The organism is Rhodospirillaceae bacterium, from assembly GCA_016712715.1.
Lineage (GTDB): Bacteria > Pseudomonadota > Alphaproteobacteria > Dongiales > Dongiaceae > Dongia.
The window spans coordinates 1,010,090-1,025,644 of sequence record JADJQM010000002.1 but is presented as its reverse complement, the minus strand read 5'-3'; the positions used below and the strand labels follow the sequence as shown (position 1 = coordinate 1,025,644).

The following is a 15,555-nucleotide window of genomic DNA, read 5'->3' as shown; positions in this document are numbered from 1 at the left end:
GCAAATGTTTTCATGGGGTCGTCATCGGAACGACGCGGATATGTCATGGGGCGACGGGCCGAGGGCCGGGCGCTAGCGCTGGTCTTTCGGGCAATAGAAGGTCGACCTGGCACCCTGGGTGATCTTCTTGATCAACCCGCCGCAGTGGCGGCACGGTTCGCCGTCGCGGTCATAGACTTTCCAGCGATGCTGGAAATAGCCGAGCTCGCCATTCGCCTGGACATAGTCCCGCAAGGAGGAGCCGCCGGCTTTGATCGCCTCCTTCAACACGGTCTTGATGGCGGCCGCGAGTTTCACCGCACGCTCACCCTGGATGGTGCCGGCCAGGCGCTTCGGACTGATCCCGGCGCGGAACAGGGCTTCGGACGCATAGATATTGCCCACACCCACCACCAGGCGCTGGTCCATGATGGCAAGCTTCACTGACGTCTTGCGACCCTTGAGCATGGCCGCGAGGGCGGGTCCGTCGAATTCCGGCGAAAGCGGTTCCAGCCCCAGCCCGCGGATGAGTTTGTGATGGCCCAGTTCCGCGGCGCTGACGAGATCCATGAGGCCGAACCGGCGCGCATCGTTGAAGCGGACGCAGGTGCCGTTGTCGATGTCGAACACGACATGGTCATGCCGGTCGAGCAGCAGGGGCCGCTTTTCATTGACCACCATCGAGCCGGACATGCCGAGATGGACCAGCAGGACCATCCCGTCATCGAGCTCGATGACGATGTATTTGGCCCGCCGCCGGATGGTGTCGATCCGCCGGCCGGTGAGGCGCGCTGCGAAATCCGGCGGGAAGGGAAAGCGCAGATTGGGCCGACGCTGTTCCACGGCTGCAAAGCGCCGGCCCAGGAGCTTCAGCGCCAGGCCGCGACAAACCGTCTCGACTTCGGGTAATTCAGGCATGATTTGCTAGCGGTACTGGGGCGACTGCTCCTCGTCAAGTTATTGATCTCAAAGACTGGTATCCGGCAGCGGCAGCGGCTAAAGTCCCGGCCAAACGGGAAAGAAACATGCCGGTCGAAAACGCACACGATCCAGATACCGACGGCCAGGACAGTACCTGGTTCGGCTTCCGCCGCATTGAGCCCGGGCAGAAGGCCGCCCTGGTCCAGGGCGTGTTCTCGTCGGTCGCCGGCAAATACGACCTCATGAATGACCTCATGTCGGGGGGCATCCACCGCCTGTGGAAATCGGCCATGCTGGATTGGCTGAATCCAAGGCCGGGCTGGAACAGCCTCGATGTGGCCGGCGGCACCGGCGACATCGCCTTTCGTATCCTGGAACGGCAACCCAGTGCCCATGTGACCGTGTGCGACCTCACCCCCGCCATGCTGGAGGTCGGCCGCGACCGGGCCATCGACAAGGGCATCCTCAGCGGGCTCGACTGGGTCAGCGGCAATGCCGAGGACCTGCCCTTCGAGGAGATGCGCTTCGACAGCTACACGATCGCCTTTGGCCTGCGGAATGTAGGTCGTCAGCAGCGGGCGCTGGAGGAAGCCTATCGGACCCTGCGGCCCGGCGGTCGTTTCCTGTGCCTGGAGTTCAGCCATGTGGGATTGCCGGCGCTGGCCAAGCTTTATGACGTCTATTCCTTCAAGGTCCTGCCATGGTTGGGGCAGCAGGTCGCGGGCGACCGCGATTCCTACCAGTATCTGGTGGAATCGATCCGCAAATTCCCGACCCAGGACAATCTGGCCGGCATGATGAGTGCCGCCGGTTTCCGCAACGTTACCTATCGCAACCTCACGGGCGGCATCGCGGCCCTCCATTCCGGCTGGCGAGTCTAGATGATCCGCACTCTTCGCTCGCTCTATCGCCTGTTCGTCATCGCCCGTGTCTTTGCGCGTCACGGTGCCCTGGCGCCCTTCGAGGCGGCATTGTCGAATGCCGGCCTCGCCCCCGTCTTGCTGTTCTTCGCCCGCATCCTGTTCGGCGGCGAGGTAGCCGGCCAGCGCCCAGGCGAGCGCCTTGCCGCAGCCCTTGCCGAGCTCGGCCCGGCCTTCATCAAACTGGGTCAGGTTCTCTCCACCCGATCCGATCTCCTGGGCGAACAGGTGGCGTCCGACCTGGCCAAGCTGCAGGATCAGCTGCCGGCCTTCAGCTCCTTTGCCGCCAAGAGCCGGATCGAGGCTGAGCTGGGCGCGCCGCTGGCCGACCGCTTTACGAGCTTCGATGATGAGCCGGTCTCCGCCGCCTCGATCAGCCAGGTCCATTTTGCGGTCACGACGCCCTCGCTTGATGCGCCCGATGGCCATCCCGTCGCCGTCAAGGTGCTGCGGCCGGGCATTGAAGAAGCGTTCCAGGCGGATATCGACCTGCTGCTGTGGGTGGCGGAAATCATCGAACGCACCCAGCCGAAACTGCGTCGTCTGAAACCGGTCGAGGTGGTGAAGACGTTCGCGGCGACCGTGCATATCGAAATGGACCTGCGCCTGGAAGCAGCCTCCGCCTCGGAATTGCGCGACAATTTCGAGGGTGACCCCAGCTACCGCGTGCCGGCGATTGATTGGGCGCGCACCGCCAGGCGCGTCATGACGCAGGAACGCATGACCGGCATTCCCATGGATGACGGCGCCGCCATGCGCGCGGCCGGGCTTGATGTCGACGACGTGCTGACCAAGGCCGCCAATATCTTCTTCAACCAGGCTTTCCGCGACGGTGACTTCCATGGCGACCAGCATCCCGGCAACATGACCGTGGGCTTTGACGGCGCCATCCAGGTGGTCGATTTCGGCATCATGGGGCGGTTGGAGAAGAAGACCCGTTTCTATCTGGCCGACATGCTGCTGGGCTTCCTGGAACGCGATTATGTGCGTGTGGCCAAGATGCATATCGAAGCGGGCTACCTGCCGCAGACGCAGTCGATCGACGAATTCGCCCTCGCCCTGCGCTCGATCGGCGAACCCATTCAGGGCCGGCCGCTGCATGAGATCAGCTTTGCCCGCATGCTGGGCCAGCTTTTCGCCATCGCCGAGACCTTCGACATGGAAGTGCAGCCGCAATTGCTGCTGCTGCAGAAGAACATGCTGATGGCGGAAGGTGTCTCGCGCCAGTTGAACCCGACGCTCAACATCTGGACCCTGGCGCGCCCGCTCATCGAGCAGTGGATGATTGAAAATCGCGGGCCCAAGGCGCGCATCGAACAGGGTATCGCCGATTTCCTCGACGTGGTCGAACGTGGTCCGGGCGTGCTGAAGACCGTCGACCGGCTGGTGAGCCATCTCGCCGATGGCGGTCTGAAACTGGACCCGGAAGCGTTGCGGGTCATCAATCGCCAGGGATCCAATTGGTGGCTGTGGCTGCTGGTCATCGTGCTGGTCGCTGCCTTGTTGTTCCGCTAGGGCCACACATCCAATCGGCCCTCGCGACCGTAGACGATCGGCCAAGTTCAAATCTGGGAGAGACGACACATGACAATATTGCGGAAGATCTTCCTCGCCGGCGGCATCACGCTGCTCAGCCTGGGTACCGCGCTGGCGGCCCCGACCACCGGCGATGCCATAAAGGCAGCCGTCAGCGGCAACAGCATACAGGGCAACATGGATGCGAGCGGCCCCTATGCGGAGTTCTATCAGGCCGACGGCGTCATCAAGGGCAAGGATTACGCGGCCAAGTGGACTGTCGAAGGAGACACGATGTGCTTCCTCTATGACGGCAGCCCGAAGGATTGCTGGGCCGTAGAGATCACCGGCGACCAGGTGAAATGGTGGAAGGACGGCAAGTCCGGCGGCAGCGGCACCATCCTGCCGGGCAACCCCAACAATTTCTGATAACCACGACCGAACCGGCGGGGTGGCGCATCTTCCTCGCCGGTATCTGCCGCGGCTATAGTGCCGCTGGCCATGACCTTCCTCTCCTATCTCACCCTGTTCCTCGCGGCCTTTGGTGCCGCCACGATCCTGCCCGGTTTCTCCGAAGCCGTGCTCACCACGCTGCTGTCGCAACACCCGCAGGCTTGGGTTTTGCTGCTGCTGGTGGCCACCGCCGGCAACACGCTGGGGGGCGTCGCCAACTGGCTGCTCGGGCGCTTTCTCCTGCATTGGCAGGACCGGAAATGGTTTCCCGTGAGCAGGCGCCGCCTGGATCAGGCAAATGCGCTTTTCCAGCGTTACGGATATCCTCCTGCTCCTGTCCTGGGTCCCCATCATCGGCGATCCGATCACCGTCGCGGCCGGCGTTCTGCGGGCGCGGTTCCTGCCCTTCCTGGTACTGGTTCTGATTGGCAAGACGGTGCGCTATGCCGTGATCGCCTGGGCCGTTCTGGATGGATTCGGCGGCGGCGGATCGTGACGCGTGATCCGGCGCCGCCCGCCGTGATAGAAGGATAGCCAGCGGGGTTCAAGCACATGACTGAGGCCTACAGCTATCGCACCGACGAGGCGGTCCCGGCATTTCCGGATGACCGGCCACTCATCGTCTTCGATGGCGTGTGTGCCCTGTGCTCGGGCTTCGTGCGTTTCGTCCTGCGGCATGACGGGCGCGGTCAGTACCGTTTCCTCGCGGCACAAACCGACCTTGCGACAGCCCTCTATCGCCATTACGGGCTCCCCACCGATCATTGGGAAACCAACGTGTTGATCAAGGAGGGCCAATTGTTCGTGCGCAGCGAGGCGGCCATCGAGATCGTCAGCAGCTTTGCCGGGTGGTGGCGCGCCGCTGCGATCTTCCGGTTCCTGCCCAGGGCCTGGCGCGATTGGTGCTACGACCGAATCGCCGGCAATCGCTATCGCTGGTTCGGCCGCCACGATCTGTGCGTGGTGCCGGAACCTTCGCAAGCGGATCGGTTCCTGGCTTGAACTCCGTCCTGATCATCGGCGGGTCGGGTACGTTCGGCAGCCGGGCCTTGCGACTCCTGGCAAAGTCTGGGCAGTTCCGCCTGATCATCGGTGGCCGCGACGCAGCCAAGGCGCAGCTGCTGATACAATCTCTCCCTGACGGTGATATCCATTTTGCCCAGTTCGATCGCAAGGGCGATGTCGATGGGCAATTGCGTCACCTGGCGCCTTGGGCGGTGATCGACGCGGCTGGGCCGTTTCAGGATGCAAGCCCAACCCGGTATGCCGTACCGGAGGCCTGCATCCGGCATGGCATCCACTATATCGACTTGGCCGACAGCCGCGCCTTCGTGCTGGGTATCGACGCGCTTGATTCCGCCGCCCGGACAGCCGGTGTGGCGGTTCTTTCCGGTGCCAGCAGCGTGCCGGCTTTGAGCATGGCGGTGGTCGACAGGCTGGCCACGGACCTCACGCACGTTGCTGCGATCGACATTGCACTTTCGGCCAGCAATCGCGCGACAGCGGGGCCTAGCGTCAATGCTGCGATTCTCTCTTATATCGGCCAGCCGATCCGCATTCCCCGGATGGGCATTTGGATTGAGGGCTATGGCTGGCAGTACCTGGCCCGAAAGTCCTTTTCTGTCCGCGGCCGTCGGCCGATCAAGCGGCGGCTCGTGGGGTTATGCGACGTGCCGGACCTGGATCTGCTGCCTCGGCGCTATCCGGAAGCCGGCCGGATCATCTTTCGCGCCGGCGCCGAGTTGTTCGTGCAGAATGTCACCCTGTGGCTCTTGAGTTTCGCGGTGCGATGGCGGCTGCTGAAGAGCCTCAGCCCCTTTGCCCCCTTCATCAATCGATTGCAGAAACTCACCGGTTTTCTCGGCAGCGATCGGTCCGCGATGTCGGTCAGCGTCACCGGATCGGACATTTCGGAAACCGCTGCCGAATACATCTGGACCCTGATTGCCGAGGACGGACATGGCCCATGGGTCCCGAGTTTCGCCTCGGTGCTGCTGGTGCAGAAACTGGCGGCCGGCAAGATCCCGGTTGGTGCCGGTCCCGCCATAGGCTTGCTGAGCTTGCTGGATTTCGAGCCGCTCTTTGCGCAATTCCATCTGTTCAGCGACATTCGCCGGACCGACCTGCCATCGCCGCTGTATGCGCGTGTCCTCGGCCCCGCCTTTATGCAGATGCCGAAACCTGTCCAGGCAATGCACAGCTTTGTCGCCGACGCATATGTCACTGGTCGCGGACGGGTGCGGCGCGGAGATGACCCGGTCGCGCGGTTGCTGGGGTGGATGATTCGCTTTCCACCTGCGCAGGAAGACGTGCCGGTCGCCGTCACCTTCACCATCGCTCCAACCGGCGAGATCTGGCAACGTGACTTTGCCGGCCATCGTTTCAGCAGCCGTCTGTCGTCGCGCGTGAAAAACGGCCAAACGATCCTCACAGAAACTTTCTGGCCGCTGACATTCGATTTCCATCTTCGCGGAGATGCCGATGGCCTGGAGATGGAGATCCAGTCCTGGCGCCTGCTCGGCCTGCCCTTGCCCGGATTTCTCGCGCCCAGGATCGACGCCACGGAGCAGGTGCGTGATGGGCTCTTCTACTTTGATGTTCGTATTGCCCTGCCTTGGGGGCCGCTGATCGTTCACTACCAGGGTGATTTGGAACGTGACCATGCGCGTCAACCTTAGTAGGTATTTTACCGAGCTGTTACAAATAGCTATGGATTGACAGGCGTATCAGTTCGTTAAGTTTTTGCAGCGCTATTCGGAAGGCGTGACCGAGCCGATCACAGCGATCGCTTGCTTGCCCCTCGCAGGATAGTGCCATGACCATTCGCTACATTTCGCCCACCGGCAGCGGCCTCAAGGATGGTTCGTCACCCGAAAATGCGGCGACCCTGACGAACCTCTCGAAAATGATCACGGCCGCCGGTCCAGGTGGCGAGGTTCTCCTGCTGGCTGACCAGGGCACCTATCACCCCAGCGGGCAGATCTCCCTGACGGCGGGTGGTAGCTTGGACGCACCCGTGACAATCCGGGGCGTCGACAGTTTCGGCAATCCCATGGCGGCGGATATCAGCGGCATGCGGGCCCCGAACTGGACAGACGGCGGAGCTCAAGGCTCGGAACTGTTCCGCTTGCTGGATGGCGCCGACAACCTCCATTTCGCGGATCTCGCGATCCGCAATGTCGGTAATGGCGCATTCCGCATCGGTGCCGATATCGACAACCTCACCATCGAGCATGTCGACGCCGATAATGTTTATCGGTTCATCGAGAACAATGTATCCGGCTCTGCGACCACGGCCACGATCAGCGGCCTTACCGTGCGCGACGTCGATATCACCGGCTATGCGAAGGGTGCCATCCACCTCAAATATGACAGCCATGACGTGCTGATCGAGGATGTGACGGCAGATGGTGGTGTACAGACCACCGACCCCTTCATATCCGGCGTTCTGATTGAAGGAACCGCCCACGACATCGTGTTGCGCGCGGTCGAAATGTCGAACAGCAAGGCCACGGGTGCTGCCAGCACCTATTGGAATGGCGACGGCTTCACGACCGAGAGGGGTGTCTACAACATACGTTTCGAGGACACGGTGGCACGCGGCAACACCGATGCGGGTTATGACATCAAATCCAGCAACACCATTCTTGTCGGCGCGGTGGCCGACGAAAACAATCGCGGTTTCCGTATCTGGAGCGATTCGGTAACACTTGAGAACAGCACCAGCCTCAACCCGACGCATAGCGGAGGCATTGGCGGGACCGCGCATGTCTGGCTGGCGGCCGATGCCGATACCACTATCAGGAATTTTACATTCACCGACGGGGACATGTTGCAGACGCTGTTCGACCTGTCTCAGGGGCAGGCCCATCTCATCCTTGTCGACACGCTCATTCCCGAGAGCTACGCCGATCTCATTTGGCTGCTCAATGGATCGACGATCGAGACAGTCGTGACGAACAGCAACACAGCACCAGCCGGATTTGTTGTCGCCGGCGGCTTGGTGGACGAGAATGCTGCAGGTGGCACCGTCGTGGCGACCCTTACGGCGATCGACGCCGATGCCGGGGATCACCATGTCTTTACCCTTGGCGGGGCGAGCGCCGGCCTGTTTGACATCATCGGCACCGAGATCCGTGTCCGGGCGGGCGCCAGCCTGGATTTCGAAGCGGATTCCCGCCACGACCTGACCGTCACGGTGACGGACCAGGACGGGCTCAGCCATAGCGACGTCATCGACATCGTCGTCCGCGACATGGTCGAAGGTGGCAATGGCACGGCCGGCAACGACCTCATCATCGGCACCAGCGGAAATGATGCGATGCGCGGTGGCGCGGGCGATGACGGCTATATCGTCAATGCCAGCGGCGATACCGTGACGGAGCTTGCCGGCCAGGGCATCGACCTCGTCACAACATCGCTGTCCAAATACACGCTGGGCGCCAATGTCGAAGATCTGGCCTTTGCCGGCAGTGGAAAGTTCTCGGGTATCGGCAACAGCCTGGCAAATCACCTGACCGGTGGTATCGGCAGCGACACGCTGTTGGGTGGCTCTGGAAACGACCTTATCCGTGGCGGTGCCGGAAATGACACCCTCTATGGCGAAAACAACAATGACGTCGTTGAGGGTGGCGCTGGCAATGACAAGCTCTATGGCGGCGCCAACAGCGATCAGCTCGTGGGTGGCGACGGCGATGACTATCTGTCCGGGCAGCCAGGCAACGATTCACTCGACGGCGGTGCCGGCCAGGACACGCTGCTGGGTGGCGCCGACAAGGATTGCTTCGTCTTCGACGTGACCCCGATTGCCGCCAATGCCGACACGATCACCGATTTTTCGGCACCCTCCGACACGATCTGGCTGGACCACGCCGTTTTCGGGCAGGCCGGTGCGCTGGGGTCTCTGGCCGCTGGGTCATTCGCCGCGTGGCAGGATGCAGGTGATGCGGACGATCGCATCCTCTATGACAAGGGCAACGGCAACCTCTACTACGACCCGACCGGCAATCAGCATAACGATGCAATGCTCGTCGCGACTCTCGCCAACCTGCCGGCGGATATTACGGCAGACGACTTCTTCATTTTCTGAAACTGCACGGATGCTGCTTACCCGTCGCCGAGGATACGTTATATTGCTTGATATTTCAGCATCTTAGAGGATTTTTTCATACCTTCTGCGCGTCGGGCGCAATCTACGGGACCGACCGGGCATATCTTGAATTTCTCCAGTGCAAACAGTAAATACTAAAGTTCACTGTGGAATGACGCGACATGACCGCCGGAAAACGGGTTCTCCTGATCATCTCAGGTGGCATCGCCGCCTATAAGGCGCTGGATATCATCCGCCGAGGCCGCGAGCGCGGACTCGCCTTCCGCGTCATCCTGACCAAGGGTGGCGCTGAGTTCGTGACACCGCTTTCTGTGGCCTCGCTCGCTGGCGACAAGGTCTATAGCGAACTCTTCTCCCTGACCGACGAAGCCGAGATGGGGCATATCCGGCTGGTGCGGGAAGCCGATCTGGTCCTGGTGGCACCCGCCACCGCCGATATCATCGGCAAGATGGCCCATGGTCTGGCCGACGATCTCGCCACGACCGCCCTCCTCGCCAATGACCGTCCGGTGCTGATCGCCCCCTCGATGAATGCCGTCATGTGGGCGCATCCGGCGGTGCAGGCCAATGTCGCCACCCTGCGCGCGCGCGGCGTGAGGACGGTTGGCCCGGGGGCGGGCGACCTCGCCTGTGGCGAGATCGGCGACGGGCGGCTTGCCGAACCCCTGGATATCGTCGCGGCGGCCCTTGCGATCCTCTCGCCCGGCCCGCTCACCGGGCTCAAGGCGCTGGTCACGTCCGGCCCCACTTATGAGGCGATCGACCCGGTGCGGTTCATCGGCAACCGATCCTCCGGCAAGCAGGGCCACGCCATCGCCGCGGCCCTTGCCGCCGCCGGGGCCGAGACGACGCTGATCACAGGCCCGACCGCCTTGCCCGATCCGGCCGGCTGCCATGTGCGCCATATCGAGAGTGCGGCCGAGATGCTGGCAAAAACGCTGGAACACCTGCCGGCCGACATCATGGTCGCCGCCGCGGCTGTCAGCGACTGGCGGCCGGCGACACTGGCCGGACAGAAGATGAAAAAGCGCGAGAACGACGCGCCACCGCGCCTCGACCTCACCACCAATCCCGACATCCTGGCGACCGTCGCCGCGCCCGGTCCGAAACGGCCGAAACTCGTCATCGGCTTTGCCGCCGAGACCGAAAAAGTGGTCGAACACGCCACCGCCAAGCGACGCAAGAAGCAGTGCGACTGGATTCTCGCCAATGACGTCTCGCCGGACACCGGCACCTTTGGCGGCGCAGACAACAAGGTCTATTTCATCGATGCCGCGGGGGCGGAGGAGTGGCCACGCCTCAGCAAGACCGACCTTGCCCAGCGCCTCGTTGCCCGCATCGCCGCCGACTTCAAGAAAGCATCTACATGACGGACGTCAAGGTCGCCATCACCCGCCTGCCCCATGGCGCCGACCTGCCGTTACCGGCCTATGCGACGTCTGGTGCCGCTGGGCTCGATCTTCTGGCGGCGATCGTGAGCGATCTGACTTTGCCGCCCTTGGGTCGCGCCCTGGTGCCGACCGGTATCAGCATCGCGCTGCCGCTGGGATATGAGGCACAGGTGCGGCCGCGGTCTGGCCTGGCGCTCAAGCAGGGGATCACCGTCCTCAACGCGCCGGGCACGATCGATGCCGATTACCGCGGCGAGGTTGGTATCATTCTCATTAACCTCTCCGATGTGCCGGTGACCCTGCGCCGCGGCGAGCGCATTGCGCAATTGCTGCTGGCGAAGGTGGAGCGCCTGGCCTGGCACGAAGTGGCCGAACTGCCATCGACCGAGCGTGGCAGCGGCGGCTTCGGCTCGACTGGCCTAAAGACCGCCAATTCATGACCAAGAAACGATAGAAACAGGAACGGGGAAGCTCCGTGCTACATCCATCCAAACGACTTCTCTTCGCCATCGAAGCTGTGCTCGACATCGCCTATTACGGTGGCTCGCAACCGGTGCAATCCGGCGACATTTCCGCGCGCCAGGGAATCCCGCGCCGCTATCTCGAGCAGGTGCTGCAGCATCTGGTGCGCACCGGCATCCTTGCCGGCCATCGCGGCCCCAAGGGCGGCTATGTGCTGGCGCGCGAGAAGCGCCGCATCAACCTGGGCGAGATCGTCCGTGCCGTGCGCCAGTTCGAGGGTTCGCCGGACCCGGTGCAGACGGCGGCCGGCTCACGCGTGGCGCTGGAGATCGTCCGGCCGGTCTGGCGCGAGCTGCAACAGGAAATGCTGACCAAGCTCGACGAGATGACGCTGGAGGATCTGTGCCAGAAGGCACAGGCTGCCGGCATCCAGACCGACGCCCTGCAGCGTCTTGATTTCAGCATCTAAGAAACGCCGGCCCCCAAGGGGCCGCTTCCGCCAGACAAGGAACATGACCATGAGCAAAGCCACCTTCCGCGGCAAGATCTACGACAATTTCCTCGCCACCATCGGCGCCACACCCATCGTGCGCCTGGGCAAGCTCGGCCGCGCCGAGGGTGTGAAGGCCGAATTACTGGCCAAGCTCGAATTCTTCAACCCGCTGTCCTCGGTCAAGGACCGCATCGGCCTGGCCATGATCGAGGCGCTGGAGGCCAGCGGCAAGCTGCAGCCGGGCGGCACGCTCATCGAACCGACCAGCGGCAATACCGGCATCGCGCTCGCTTTCGTGGCGGCGGCCAAGGGCTATCGTCTTATCCTCACCATGCCGGAAAGCATGTCGCTGGTGCGCCGCAAGATGCTGCGTCTGTTGGGAGCCGAGCTGGAACTGACGCCGGCCGCGCGTGGCATGACCGGCGCCATCCAGCGCGCCGAGGAGCTGGCCGCGGCGATGCCCGGCGCCGTCATCCCGCAGCAATTCAAGAATGCCGCCAACCCGGAAGTGCATCGTCACACGACGGCACAGGAAATCATCGCCGATTGCGGCGGCAAGCTCGACTACTTCGTCTCCGGCGTCGGCACGGGCGGCACCATCACCGGCGTGGGTGAGATCCTGAAGAAGGAAATCCCCGGCGTGAAGATCGTCGCGGTCGAACCGGAAGACAGCCCGGTGCTGTCCGGCGGCCAGCCCGGCCCGCACAAGATCCAGGGCATCGGTGCGGGCTTCGTGCCCGACATTCTCAACCGCGGAATCATCGACGAGGTGCTGCGCATCTCCAATGCCAACGCCTTCGCCATGGCGCGCAAGGTCGCAAAGATCGAAGGCATGCCGGTCGGCATCTCATCCGGTGCCGCCCTCACCGCCGGCATCGAGATCGGCCAGCGCCCCGGCCATGAAGGCAAGCGCATCCTGGTCATCCTTCCTTCGTCGGCAGAACGTTATCTATCGACGGCTTTGTTCGAGGGGCTGGAGTAAGTAAACCCCCTCACCCCGACCCTCTCCCCGCAAGCGCGGGGCGAGGGGGTTTCTAGCGAGCCTTGCTTCTAAGTCCCTCGCCCCTCCGGGGAGAGGGGTTGGGGTGAGGGGTCTCGTAATCGATGAGGTCCCCATGACCGAACTCACTGACCATCAGCTGGAACGTTACGCCCGCAACGTCATCCTCGATGAGGTGGGCGAGGATGGTCAGCTGAAATTGCTTGCCGCCAAGGTGCTGGTGGTGGGCGCCGGTGGACTGGGTGCCCCGCTGCTGCTCTATTTGGCTGCGGCCGGCATCGGCACGTTGGGGGTGATCGATGACGATACGGTCGATCTCACCAATCTGCAGCGCCAGGTGATTCACGATTCAAACGCCGTCGATCGTCCCAAGGTGGAGAGTGCCGCCGCCCGCCTGCGCGCCCTCAACCCCGATATCGTCATTGAACCGATCGCGGCGCGCCTCAACGCCGAGAATGCGGCCGCTATCATCGCCCGCTTCGACCTGGTGGCCGATGGCAGCGACAATTTCAACACCCGCTATCTCTTGAACGACCTCTGCTACCGCCTGAAGAAGCCCCTGGTTTCGGCAGCCCTTCTGCGCTTCGAGGCGCAACTCTCGACCTTCAAGGCGCATCTTGGCGACCCACACCCTTGCTATCGCTGCCTTTTTCCGGAGCAGCCACCGGAAGATCTCATCCCCCGCTGCGAACAGGCCGGCATTCTTGGCCCCGTCGCCGGCGTCATGGGCTCCCTGCAGGCGACCGAGGTGCTGAAGGAGATTCTCGGCATCGGCGACAGTCTTTCGGGCCGCCTTGTCATGTATGACGCGCTGGGCCCTGCCTTCCGTGAGGTGCGCTTCAAGCGCGATCCGCATTGCCAGACTTGCGGAAGCGCCGCATGAGCGGCGAGCTTGTGCGCGACTGGGCGTCACTGCGCTGGAGACGGCTGATTGCCGCGGCTCTCCTTGCGCCGCTCCCGGCTCTCTATATCGGCTTTGCCGCCTTTGTGCTGTCTTATAGCGACCGCAATATCTATGCCGTGCTTGGGCATGTGACGGAAACGGGCGCCTTTGTCTGGGCATTCTCGATCCTGTTCACATTTGTCTATCTCAACGTCGTCGCGCGCTTCCGCGGTCGTGTCGGCATGGTCGAATGCATTGCGGTGGGCACCATTGCCGTGTTTCTGCTGGCGCTCGGATTCTTCGTCGGCTCGGGCGTGCTGGACCTCTTTGGCCCGCTTCCCTACATGGTATTCTTTCCTGGCGTGGTATTGGGGACCATGCGCGATTGGCATCTCGGCGCTGCCATCCTTGGCTCGGTCCTGGCACCGGCTGGCGCCCTGTCCGGCTGGATCTTCTGGCGGATTGGCATCGCACCGGCAGTCCCGCGATCCAAAACCGAGGTCTTCTGATACGGGCGCTTCCTAAAGCCCTTCGCGTTTGCGCTGCGCCAGGATCAACTCCCGATTGGCGGCACTCAACTTCTTCAGCGTCAGCGCCTTTTCATCCAGCACACGCCAGACCGGCGTCACCTTGGTAAGTGGCATGCCTTGGGCATAGGCTTCGAAGGCGGCTTCCGCGCAGGTGCGCAGGTGATAGCCGGTATAGACCGGGCAGGCGCCGTCCGCCTTGTGCCGTTTTGCAAGCTCGGCGCGCATTTCCACGACACTCATTTGCTGGCGGCGCGGAATATCGCGTATGAACTCATCGATCATGCGCACGGAGGGGAGCAGCATGGCGCCGCCCTTGGCAACGCCGGCACGCGTCACCGGCATCCGCTTGATTTCGTGCGGCGTGGTGGATTGCAGCTTGTCGGTCCAGCTCTTCATCGAACTCCGCCTGTCTTCGATCGGATCACCAGGATAGCGTTACGCTGTGCGACCATTTCCGCTCTTTTGCAAAAACGGCCCGCGGCGATGATCGCCGCGGGCCGTCAATGTCAAAGCAATGCTTCCAATACCCGGTCCGGCGGCTTGTGACCGTCGGCGAAAGTCTTGATGTTGATGATGACCTTTTCGCCCATATCGGTGCGGCCCTCGATCGTGGCCGAGCCCATATGCGGCAGGAGAACGACATTGTCGAGCTTCATGAGCTTGGGGTTCAGGGCCGGTTCATGCTCGAACACGTCGAGGCCGGCGCCGGCGATCTCGTTCTTGTCGAGCATGCGGGTCAAGGCATTCTCGTCGACGATCTCGCCGCGGGCGGTGTTGACGACGTATACATGCTTCTGCAGGAGCTTGAGACGCCGCGCCGAGAGCAGGTGATAGGTGGCCGGCGTGTGCGGGCAGTTGACCGAGATGATGTCCATGCGCGAGAGCATCTGGTCGAGGCTCTCCCAATAGGTGGCTTCCAGCGCTTGCTCGACCGCGGTGCTGACCCGGCGGCGATTATGGTAATGAACCGAGAGGCCGAAGCCCCTGGCGCGACGGGCGACCGCCTGGCCGATGCGACCCATGCCGATGATGCCGAGGCGCTTCCCGTAGATACGATGGCCGAGCATGCTCATCGGTCCCCAGCCCTGCCATTTGCCGGAGCGGATCAGGCGTTCGCCTTCCGACACGCGGCGGGACACGGCGAGGATGAGCGCCATGGTCATGTCGGCGGTATCCTCGGTGAGGACACCCGGCGTGTTGGTGACGGTGATGCCACGCTGCCTGGCGGTAGCAAGGTCGATATGATCGACGCCCGTGCCGAAGGAGGCGATCAGGCGCAGCTTCTCGCCGGCCTGCGCCAATACGCCCGCATCGATCCGGTCGGTGACGGTCGGGACAAGGACGTCAGCGATCTTCACCGCCTCGATCAGTTCGGCCTGGGTCAGCGGATGGTCATCGAGGTTCAATTTCACATTGAACAATTCCATCATCCGCGTCTCGATGACATCCGGCAGCTTCCGCGTCACCACCACCAAAGGCTTGTTGCTCATGGTCTCAACTTCTCCCGGCACGGGCCTTTGCAAGTTGTCTGGGCGCCCGTTTCTCAGGAAGAGTGGTAGCAAGCGGTTGCCTTGCTTGTCGAGGGGCTGGGCCCGAACGGCCCGAATCAGCCGCACCCTGGCTCAAACGCGGCCCCAATTGACGCAAAGGCGTCGCTTGGCACCTCTCTTATGGTTTCAATGACTTGACCCGAGCCCTGCACCCCTTTATCGCCTGGATATGAGCGCGAATCGGGCCATCCCCCCCCACTCTTCCCGTAGCAATCGGCTGGGCCGGTTGGCGCGACTGGTTCTTCTCGTCCTGGCCCTGGTCGTCTTTGCCAACCCTGCGCTGATCCGATCCGGCCCAATCCCGGGCGCCGAGCCTTTTGAACTCTATTCGGAGTGCCTGCATTTTTT

At 62.8% G+C, this 15,555-nt stretch carries 14 protein-coding genes and 1 pseudogene; 12 read left to right on the top strand and 3 right to left on the bottom strand.

Features of this window, described 5'->3' with window-relative positions; all coding sequences use genetic code 11:
* Positions 1 to 72: 72 nt before the first annotated feature.
* Complete coding sequence (gene mutM, locus IPK59_15655) at positions 73 to 897, bottom strand: bifunctional DNA-formamidopyrimidine glycosylase/DNA-(apurinic or apyrimidinic site) lyase (protein ID MBK8160134.1); 825 nt, start codon at positions 895 to 897, stop codon at positions 73 to 75.
* Positions 898 to 1,004: 107 nt separating this feature from the next.
* Between mutM and ubiE the strand changes: the two genes are divergently transcribed.
* The 12 genes and pseudogenes from ubiE to IPK59_15595 all read left to right on the top strand — a co-directional run bounded on the left by ubiE (position 1,005) and on the right by IPK59_15595 (position 13,636).
* A complete protein-coding gene (gene ubiE, locus IPK59_15650) occupies positions 1,005 to 1,781 on the top strand; it encodes a bifunctional demethylmenaquinone methyltransferase/2-methoxy-6-polyprenyl-1,4-benzoquinol methylase UbiE (protein MBK8160133.1) in 777 nt (258 codons plus the stop codon).
* On the top strand, positions 1,782 to 3,335 hold the full coding sequence (gene ubiB, locus IPK59_15645; GenBank protein ID MBK8160132.1) for a 2-polyprenylphenol 6-hydroxylase: 1,554 nt from the start codon (positions 1,782 to 1,784) through the stop codon (positions 3,333 to 3,335). It abuts the gene before it with no gap.
* A gap of 69 nt (positions 3,336 to 3,404) precedes the next feature.
* A complete protein-coding gene (locus tag IPK59_15640; GenBank protein MBK8160131.1) occupies positions 3,405 to 3,764 on the top strand; it encodes a hypothetical protein in 360 nt (119 codons plus the stop codon).
* 72 nt (positions 3,765 to 3,836) lie between these two features.
* A pseudogene (locus IPK59_15635) lies at positions 3,837 to 4,284 on the top strand (DedA family protein).
* 355 nt (positions 4,285 to 4,639) lie between these two features.
* Positions 4,640 to 6,466: a DUF4166 domain-containing protein gene (locus IPK59_15630; protein MBK8160130.1), complete on the top strand. Its 1,827-nt coding sequence runs from the start codon at positions 4,640 to 4,642 to the stop codon at positions 6,464 to 6,466.
* Positions 6,467 to 6,603: 137 nt separating this feature from the next.
* On the top strand, positions 6,604 to 8,877 hold the full coding sequence (locus IPK59_15625) for a hypothetical protein (GenBank protein MBK8160129.1): 2,274 nt from the start codon (positions 6,604 to 6,606) through the stop codon (positions 8,875 to 8,877).
* A gap of 182 nt (positions 8,878 to 9,059) precedes the next feature.
* Positions 9,060 to 10,268, top strand: a complete 1,209-nt coding sequence (coaBC, locus tag IPK59_15620) for a bifunctional phosphopantothenoylcysteine decarboxylase/phosphopantothenate--cysteine ligase CoaBC (GenBank protein ID MBK8160128.1) — start codon at positions 9,060 to 9,062, stop codon at positions 10,266 to 10,268.
* Entirely contained in the window at positions 10,265 to 10,729 is a 465-nt protein-coding gene (gene dut, locus IPK59_15615; protein ID MBK8160127.1) for a dUTP diphosphatase, read from the top strand. The genes coaBC and dut overlap by 4 nt, the downstream gene beginning before the upstream one ends.
* Positions 10,730 to 10,764: 35 nt before the next feature.
* The gene (locus IPK59_15610) at positions 10,765 to 11,220 is read left to right on the top strand and encodes an Rrf2 family transcriptional regulator (protein ID MBK8160126.1); all 456 of its coding nucleotides are present in this window, start codon (positions 10,765 to 10,767) and stop codon (positions 11,218 to 11,220) included.
* 43 nt (positions 11,221 to 11,263) lie between these two features.
* Positions 11,264 to 12,226: a cysteine synthase A gene (gene cysK / locus IPK59_15605; protein MBK8160125.1), complete on the top strand. Its 963-nt coding sequence runs from the start codon at positions 11,264 to 11,266 to the stop codon at positions 12,224 to 12,226.
* 133 nt (positions 12,227 to 12,359) lie between these two features.
* Positions 12,360 to 13,127: a molybdopterin-synthase adenylyltransferase MoeB gene (gene moeB, locus IPK59_15600; protein ID MBK8160124.1), complete on the top strand. Its 768-nt coding sequence runs from the start codon at positions 12,360 to 12,362 to the stop codon at positions 13,125 to 13,127.
* A complete protein-coding gene (locus IPK59_15595) occupies positions 13,124 to 13,636 on the top strand; it encodes a hypothetical protein (GenBank protein ID MBK8160123.1) in 513 nt (170 codons plus the stop codon). The genes moeB and IPK59_15595 overlap by 4 nt, the downstream gene beginning before the upstream one ends.
* A gap of 12 nt (positions 13,637 to 13,648) precedes the next feature.
* Here the strand turns inward: IPK59_15595 and IPK59_15590 are convergent, their stop codons facing one another.
* Both IPK59_15590 and IPK59_15585 read right to left on the bottom strand, forming a co-directional pair.
* Entirely contained in the window at positions 13,649 to 14,053 is a 405-nt protein-coding gene (locus IPK59_15590; protein MBK8160122.1) for a hypothetical protein, read from the bottom strand.
* A gap of 110 nt (positions 14,054 to 14,163) precedes the next feature.
* Complete coding sequence (locus IPK59_15585) at positions 14,164 to 15,147, bottom strand: D-glycerate dehydrogenase (GenBank protein ID MBK8160121.1); 984 nt, start codon at positions 15,145 to 15,147, stop codon at positions 14,164 to 14,166.
* Between the last annotated feature and the right edge of the window lie 408 nt (positions 15,148 to 15,555).

Bases quoted from the DNA above. Each gene is read 5' to 3' on its own strand.
- IPK59_15625 (MBK8160129.1), top strand. From the start codon at position 6,604: ATGACCATTCGCTACATTTCGCCCACCGGCAGCGGCCTCAAGGATGGT.
- IPK59_15640 (MBK8160131.1), top strand. From the start codon at position 3,405: ATGACAATATTGCGGAAGATCTTCCTCGCCGGCGGCATCACGCTGCTC.
- IPK59_15585 (MBK8160121.1), bottom strand. From the start codon at position 15,147: ATGAGCAACAAGCCTTTGGTGGTGGTGACGCGGAAGCTGCCGGATGTC.
- coaBC (MBK8160128.1), top strand. From the start codon at position 9,060: ATGACCGCCGGAAAACGGGTTCTCCTGATCATCTCAGGTGGCATCGCC.
- IPK59_15590 (MBK8160122.1), bottom strand. From the start codon at position 14,053: ATGAAGAGCTGGACCGACAAGCTGCAATCCACCACGCCGCACGAAATC.
- cysK (MBK8160125.1), top strand. From the start codon at position 11,264: ATGACCATGAGCAAAGCCACCTTCCGCGGCAAGATCTACGACAATTTC.
- IPK59_15595 (MBK8160123.1), top strand. From the start codon at position 13,124: ATGAGCGGCGAGCTTGTGCGCGACTGGGCGTCACTGCGCTGGAGACGG.
- ubiB (MBK8160132.1), top strand. From the start codon at position 1,782: ATGATCCGCACTCTTCGCTCGCTCTATCGCCTGTTCGTCATCGCCCGT.
- dut (MBK8160127.1), top strand. From the start codon at position 10,265: ATGACGGACGTCAAGGTCGCCATCACCCGCCTGCCCCATGGCGCCGAC.
- mutM (MBK8160134.1), bottom strand. From the start codon at position 897: ATGCCTGAATTACCCGAAGTCGAGACGGTTTGTCGCGGCCTGGCGCTG.
- ubiE (MBK8160133.1), top strand. From the start codon at position 1,005: ATGCCGGTCGAAAACGCACACGATCCAGATACCGACGGCCAGGACAGT.
- moeB (MBK8160124.1), top strand. From the start codon at position 12,360: ATGACCGAACTCACTGACCATCAGCTGGAACGTTACGCCCGCAACGTC.